This window comes from Thermodesulfobacteriota bacterium (genome assembly GCA_039028315.1).
Lineage (GTDB): Bacteria > Desulfobacterota_D > UBA1144 > Nemesobacterales > UBA2774 > CR02bin9.
In genome coordinates, this window is sequence record JBCCIH010000167.1 from 1 (window position 1) to 5,366 (window position 5,366).

At 39.9% G+C, this 5,366-nt stretch carries 7 protein-coding genes; 3 read left to right on the plus strand and 4 right to left on the minus strand.

All coding sequences use genetic code 11. The features are described from left to right. Together AAF462_09745 and AAF462_09750 are read right to left on the minus strand one after the other, a co-directional pair. Positions 1 to 686: peptide ABC transporter substrate-binding protein (locus AAF462_09745; GenBank protein ID MEM7009402.1), on the minus strand; the 686-nt coding region annotated here is incomplete at its 3' end. A gap of 17 nt (positions 687 to 703) precedes the next feature. Then, positions 704 to 1,006 carry a putative quinol monooxygenase gene (locus AAF462_09750; protein MEM7009403.1) on the minus strand — a complete coding sequence of 101 codons (303 nt, stop codon included), beginning with the start codon at positions 1,004 to 1,006 and terminating at the stop codon, positions 704 to 706. 108 nt (positions 1,007 to 1,114) lie between these two features. Between AAF462_09750 and AAF462_09755 the strand changes: the two genes are divergently transcribed. After that, positions 1,115 to 1,498: a carboxymuconolactone decarboxylase family protein gene (locus AAF462_09755; protein ID MEM7009404.1), complete on the plus strand. Its 384-nt coding sequence runs from the start codon at positions 1,115 to 1,117 to the stop codon at positions 1,496 to 1,498. A 3-nt stretch (positions 1,499 to 1,501) separates the two neighbouring features. Here AAF462_09755 and AAF462_09760 read toward each other — a convergent pair whose 3' ends face one another. Together AAF462_09760 and AAF462_09765 are read right to left on the minus strand one after the other, a co-directional pair. Further along, positions 1,502 to 2,923 (minus strand): carbohydrate porin, encoded by a 1,422-nt coding sequence (locus AAF462_09760; GenBank protein ID MEM7009405.1) that lies wholly within the window; start codon positions 2,921 to 2,923, stop codon positions 1,502 to 1,504. A 38-nt stretch (positions 2,924 to 2,961) separates the two neighbouring features. Then, the gene (locus AAF462_09765) at positions 2,962 to 4,341 is read right to left on the minus strand and encodes a sugar porter family MFS transporter (protein ID MEM7009406.1); all 1,380 of its coding nucleotides are present in this window, start codon (positions 4,339 to 4,341) and stop codon (positions 2,962 to 2,964) included. 187 nt (positions 4,342 to 4,528) lie between these two features. On the opposite strand from AAF462_09765, the gene AAF462_09770 reads away from it, so the two are divergent. Together AAF462_09770 and AAF462_09775 are read left to right on the plus strand one after the other, a co-directional pair. Continuing rightward, entirely contained in the window at positions 4,529 to 5,107 is a 579-nt protein-coding gene (locus tag AAF462_09770) for a hypothetical protein (protein MEM7009407.1), read from the plus strand. A 10-nt stretch (positions 5,108 to 5,117) separates the two neighbouring features. After that, positions 5,118 to 5,366, plus strand: a 249-nt coding sequence (locus AAF462_09775; GenBank protein MEM7009408.1) for a hypothetical protein, incomplete at its 3' end; no start/stop codon positions are given.

Consider the following 5,366-nt stretch of genomic DNA (forward strand, 5'->3'; position numbering starts at 1 on the left):
TAATTTTCATTGATAGTAAGAAGCATATTATCGTGATGACGCCAGCTAGAAAGCTTATAAGGCCCTACAGTCACTATGTTTTCTGGCTCAGTCCATCTTATACCGTGAGCCTCCACAATGTCTTGCCGCATTGGAAATGTGGACATAAATACAAGCAAGCTAGGGAAGTATGAGGCCTGTCTTCTTAGCTTTACTTCAAGCGTTTGGTCGTCTAGTGATTTTACGCCCACTTGGTCCGGGTCATCAATTTTGCCGGTGTTGTATTTCTCAGCATTATCAATGTCATACAAAAAATATGCATAGTGACCCCCTGTCGCAGGGTTAAGAATACGCTTCCAAGAGTATTCAAAGTCCTGAGCTGTAAGCGGCTGACCGTCAGACCATTTAACTCCTTCTCTAATCATAAAAGTATAAGTTGTACCGTCTTCACTTACTTCCCAGCTCTGTGCAAGAGCTGGCTGAGGCTCTAGGCTTTCATCGAATTTAGTTAATCCCTCCATCAAGTTATTAAGTACTGTGTAGGAGGTACTGTCCATTGCAAGTGACCAATCTAAAGTTGGAGGTTCATTGCCAATATTTACATTTATGGTTGTTTTAGGCCCCGCCTCGTCAGGTGTGTTGTCATTAGTTGTACACCCTAATAAAATGAACACGAATAAAACTGCTAGGTAATATCTTTTTCTCATTAAATTATCCTTATTATCTATGATATTTTAGTCTCACTTTCTATCTCGTATGAAATTAGGCTAGGCTCCCCCTCGATTAGATCAGTTACATTCTCTGCGAATTCTTTAAAATGTGGTTCGCCAAAATGAAGATCCAAATCCTCTCGACTTCTCCATTTCTCATAAAAAGTAAAAGAGTCTTGGTCAAAAGGATCCTGAAGAAATTCGTAGATTATGCAGCCCTCTTCATTTCTTGATTGAGGTATCGCATTTTGTGCAAGCCCGATCAACTCCTCTCTGAACTCTGGTTTGGTTTTAAATTTAGCTATCAGTATGAGCATTCGTTCTCCTTTACAAAATTAAATGTAGACCGTAGTATAGGCAATGCTAATTATACTTAAAAGTGAGATAAACTAAATTTACGAATGTTATTAATTTAGGAGGTATATATGTCTAGTGAAAAATATGAAAAGGGACTTTTAAAGTTAGAGGAAATCTCCCCTGGCGCAGCCGATAGAACAAAGGCAAGTTTGGAAGATATAGCGCCCGATATGGTGAAATATTTGATGGAGTTTGTATTTGGCGAAATATCCTCACGCCCTGGGCTCGATATGAGGGCGCGTGAGATTACAGCAGTGGCATCACTTGCAAGCTTGGGAACAGCTCCTAACCAATTAAAAGTTCATATTAAAGGAGCACTAAATTGTGGCTGTACAAGAGAGGAAATAGTTGAGGTATTAATGCAAGTTTTAGTATATGCCGGTTTCCCAGCTGCGCTTACAGGGCTCAGATTAGCAAAAGAAGTATTTAAAGAAATAGACGAAGCGTCCTAGGCTTTATATATTAACGCCCATCTGAAACCCGACAACTAGGGCATTTGGAATATCACCTGTACCGCCTGGTTTAATTACATATTGTATGTCAGGCTGTATGTTAAGCCATGGGGTGAGCTGAATCTTATACATCCACTCAAGGACCATCTCAAAATCCTCAGTCCCTGTAATTTCTGATGTTAGAGTAAACTCTGTTGGGGAGATTTTTGTTGACGAAATTTTATTTGAGTATTTACCATAAACAATCGCAAACCCGGCATAATCATTATTACGCCCTGGTATAAGTCCTTTATATACAACGCCGCCGTTCATAAAAAATGGGAAGGTGTTTATCTCACTATCGGGTGCAAAAAGAAGAGACACGAACGGATGAAGACCTTGATCCGTCCGGTTACCAAGCTGATCTTGTTCCCTGTATATCATTTGATCAAGCAAAATGTAAAATCCGTAATTTCCATCTTTTGGTGAATCGGGATCGGTAAAATTTGTAAAATCACCGCTTTGGTAGTAACCACCTATTTTGTAGTTTCCAGGAAGTCCTGTTGAGTTAAGGTAAGAATTTAGATGATAGCCAGCCTCAGCTATTACCAAATAAGGGCCGTCGAAACCAAAGTCTGCTCCATGGTGTTTATTTTTAGTCCTATCTGGGTTTGCATTGTACACTCCGGACATAATGTAGGAGTTTTTGGTCGGTCTGGTTTTTATCCGAGCGCCCCATGTGGCATTAGGATAAGCTGAGAAACCAACATTAAAAAATATACCGACCGGGTTACCATCAATTCCGTTTTGCACAAATAGCCAATATAGTGGGGAGGATAAAAACTCATCTCCACCAGCGATGCGCCCAAAACGGATATTTAACCTGTGGCCGAAAAACGCCTGCTGGTAGCTTAGATCAACAAGCTTAAATGTCCGGCCGCAGCATAGCTGAGCTACATCAAAAGTGTTACCTATATCTCTCTTGGTTAAACTTTTTCCACTTCTCTGAGAGGCTGAAATATGAAAACGCCCGCCATGCCAGCCAAAGAGCTTTCTTGTGTGAACTAATAAATCGAGGCCTATATTATGGAAATAGGCAAAACCTTTTCTTTTGCCGCCAACCGGGTTGCCCTGCACATCGGCCATATAAGTCATCGTCGGTACAATACCTTTATTTCTTAGTTCAGTTCTAAATCCTCCCCAGTCTCCTGTTAAGAATTTTCTTTTGAATATTTCTTGGTCCTTATTTCTTATAAATATGTCACTGAATTCTCTAACTGAAGGATAGTTCTCAATTTCGAAAACGAGATTGGGAAGTAAATCTCTGTAGTAGTAAGGCACGCTCTCTGTATACTCAACATAGTTTGGATCAAGTCCAGCTGCAACGGGTATATCTTCCTCAAATTGTGCTTGAGAATAACCTGCAAATATGAAAATAATGCACAAAAAAAACCATATAAAATTAATGAATATATTTGTCCCCATTATTTGCCAGTCTTTAAAAGTTTTTCCTCTATCTCTTCGAGAGTTCTGCCTTTGGTTTCCGGAACGAGCTTCCAGACAAAAATAAATCCGATCACCCCGACAAATGCATAGAGCCAGAAGGTATATGATGGCCCGATAGCTTGAAGTAGTGTTAGGAAAGTAAATGACACAATGAGATTACAGCCCCAGCTCGTCATTGAGGCAATGCTCACGGCCCTACCTCTAATGCTTAGAGGAAATATCTCTGTCATCATGAGCCATGGTATAGGTCCGAATGAAAAAGCAAAACAGGCTATATATATCCAAACTGAAATAACAGTTATTGTGGATTCACTTGTTGAGGAGGCACCTTCAGTAATAAATGCAATGCCTAGAGCTGTAAGAGCTAGGACCATTCCTATTAACCCTGCATACATAAGAGGCTTTCGCCCAATTTTATCTATCAGCCAAATGGCTATGAACGTTGCCAGCACATTTACAATTCCTACGCTAACTGTTGCCCAAATTGCAGCTTGAGACGATTCCATTCCAGCGTCTTTGAATATTATAGGTGCGTAGTAAATAACAGTGTTTATTCCCACAAACTGTTGAATTATAAATAGTCCTACTGCTACCGTTAAGGCAACGCTCACGGGGTATTTGATAAGATCAGCAAAGCTTCCTTTTGATTCAATGGAAATTACATCCTCTATTTCTTTTAATCCTTTTTGGGCTTCATTTGTATCACCGCTGTATATTTTTATCAGGATATCCTGAGCTTCATCTCTTCTGCCCCTTTGAATTAACCACCTCGGGCTGTAGGGAAGCCCGAACATTCCAATCAATAACACAATTGCCGGTATAACACTGCTGCCAAGCATAAGCCGCCAGTTTCCTGAGGCGGTAAAAGCGCTGTCGACAAAATATGCTGCCAAAATTCCTACAGTGATCGCGAGTTGAAATAAGGTGACTAGACTCCCTCTATACTTTGCAGATGAAATCTCAGCAATGTAGAGCGGGGCTGATGCGGAAGCGCCTCCAATTGCAAGACCTACTATTAATCTAGAAATTGCAAGACTATATGATTCAGGAGCTACTGCAGAACCGACCGATCCAACAATATATAAAACAGCTGCAAGTAAAACTGTTCTTTTTCGTCCCAAAGAATCAGCAAGAACGCCGTTTAGAAGCGCTCCTATAACGCCTCCTACTAATACCATTGAGACTACAGTTTCTTTTCCTATTGTTATAAGCTTGAACTCTTTAGCAATAAACTCCAATGCTCCGCTAATGATCCCGGTATCATAGCCTGCTAATAGACCTGCTAATGCAGCTATAATAGAAGCAAATACAACTATAGAGTTCATTTTTTGGCTTGATTCATTATTTGTGTTGGGCATGAAATTCTAATCCTCTGGCTGTTCCCATTATAAGCTTTTTTGCAAAATAAAGTCAACAGCAATATTCACTATTGTGCTACTTAATTAATTGCCCAAAGTGCCCACTGGCCCAATTGCTGTGTTTTGGCTATAATAAAAGCATCAGGCGGTCTGGTACTAAATAACTAATTCCTCTCGGAGGTCATTTATGAGAATATTGAGTATTGTTATATGTTTTGTATTAGTGGGTTTGTTAGTTGGCTCTTGCGCGAGGCCCAAAGGTGATACGCCTGCAGAAAAAAGGGCATTCGTTCTTCAAATGAAAGACAATGCTCTAGCCAAGCTCTATGCACAAAAGCCATATGCAAGGGATGTTGTAAATAAATCCGCCGGATATGCAGTGTTTAGCAACTTCAATACCCAGCTATTAATTGTAGGATCCGGAAACGGTTACGGAGTGGCCGTGGACAACTCAAACGGCAATGAGATTTTTATGAGAATGGCTGAGGGAGCAGTTGGTCTTGGAGTCGCATTTAAGGATTTTGAAGAGGTTATTGTTTTTAATAATAAAGAGATCTTCTACAACTTTATAACTGAAGGCTGGAACTATTCAGCACAAGGTGATGCTGTGGCAAAATATGATGATGATGGTGGCGCTGCGACAGGTGAGGTGCCGCTCAATTCCGACGTTGTGGTTTTTCAAATGACAAAAGACGGCATAGCTCTAAGGGCTACAATCGGAGCATCAAAATTCTGGATCGACGATGATCTAAATAATCCTAACTAGTATGTAGAAGATGAAAGAAAGACTTGATGAAATAAATGATGTTATTTTTAGCTTTATTTATAGACTTCTTCCAAATATTGGAGAGGACAGTCTTTTATCAATATTAATCACAGCAGTCATTGCAACAGTGCTTGCAATTATCTTTTATATTTTGGTCAAAGTAGTGACCAAATTTATCGAAAAAAAGATAATATCTTTTCAATCACGAAGAGTAAAATCCCTTAGGCTTCAGAATCAGGAGATTCTTACAGGACAACAA

Excerpts from the sequence above, each read along its gene's own strand:
- AAF462_09750 (MEM7009403.1), bottom strand. The coding sequence starts at position 1,006 with ATGCTCATACTGATAGCTAAATTTAAAACCAAACCAGAGTTCAGAGAG.
- AAF462_09755 (MEM7009404.1), top strand. The coding sequence starts at position 1,115 with ATGTCTAGTGAAAAATATGAAAAGGGACTTTTAAAGTTAGAGGAAATC.
- AAF462_09765 (MEM7009406.1), bottom strand. The coding sequence starts at position 4,341 with ATGCCCAACACAAATAATGAATCAAGCCAAAAAATGAACTCTATAGTT.
- AAF462_09770 (MEM7009407.1), top strand. The coding sequence starts at position 4,529 with ATGAGAATATTGAGTATTGTTATATGTTTTGTATTAGTGGGTTTGTTA.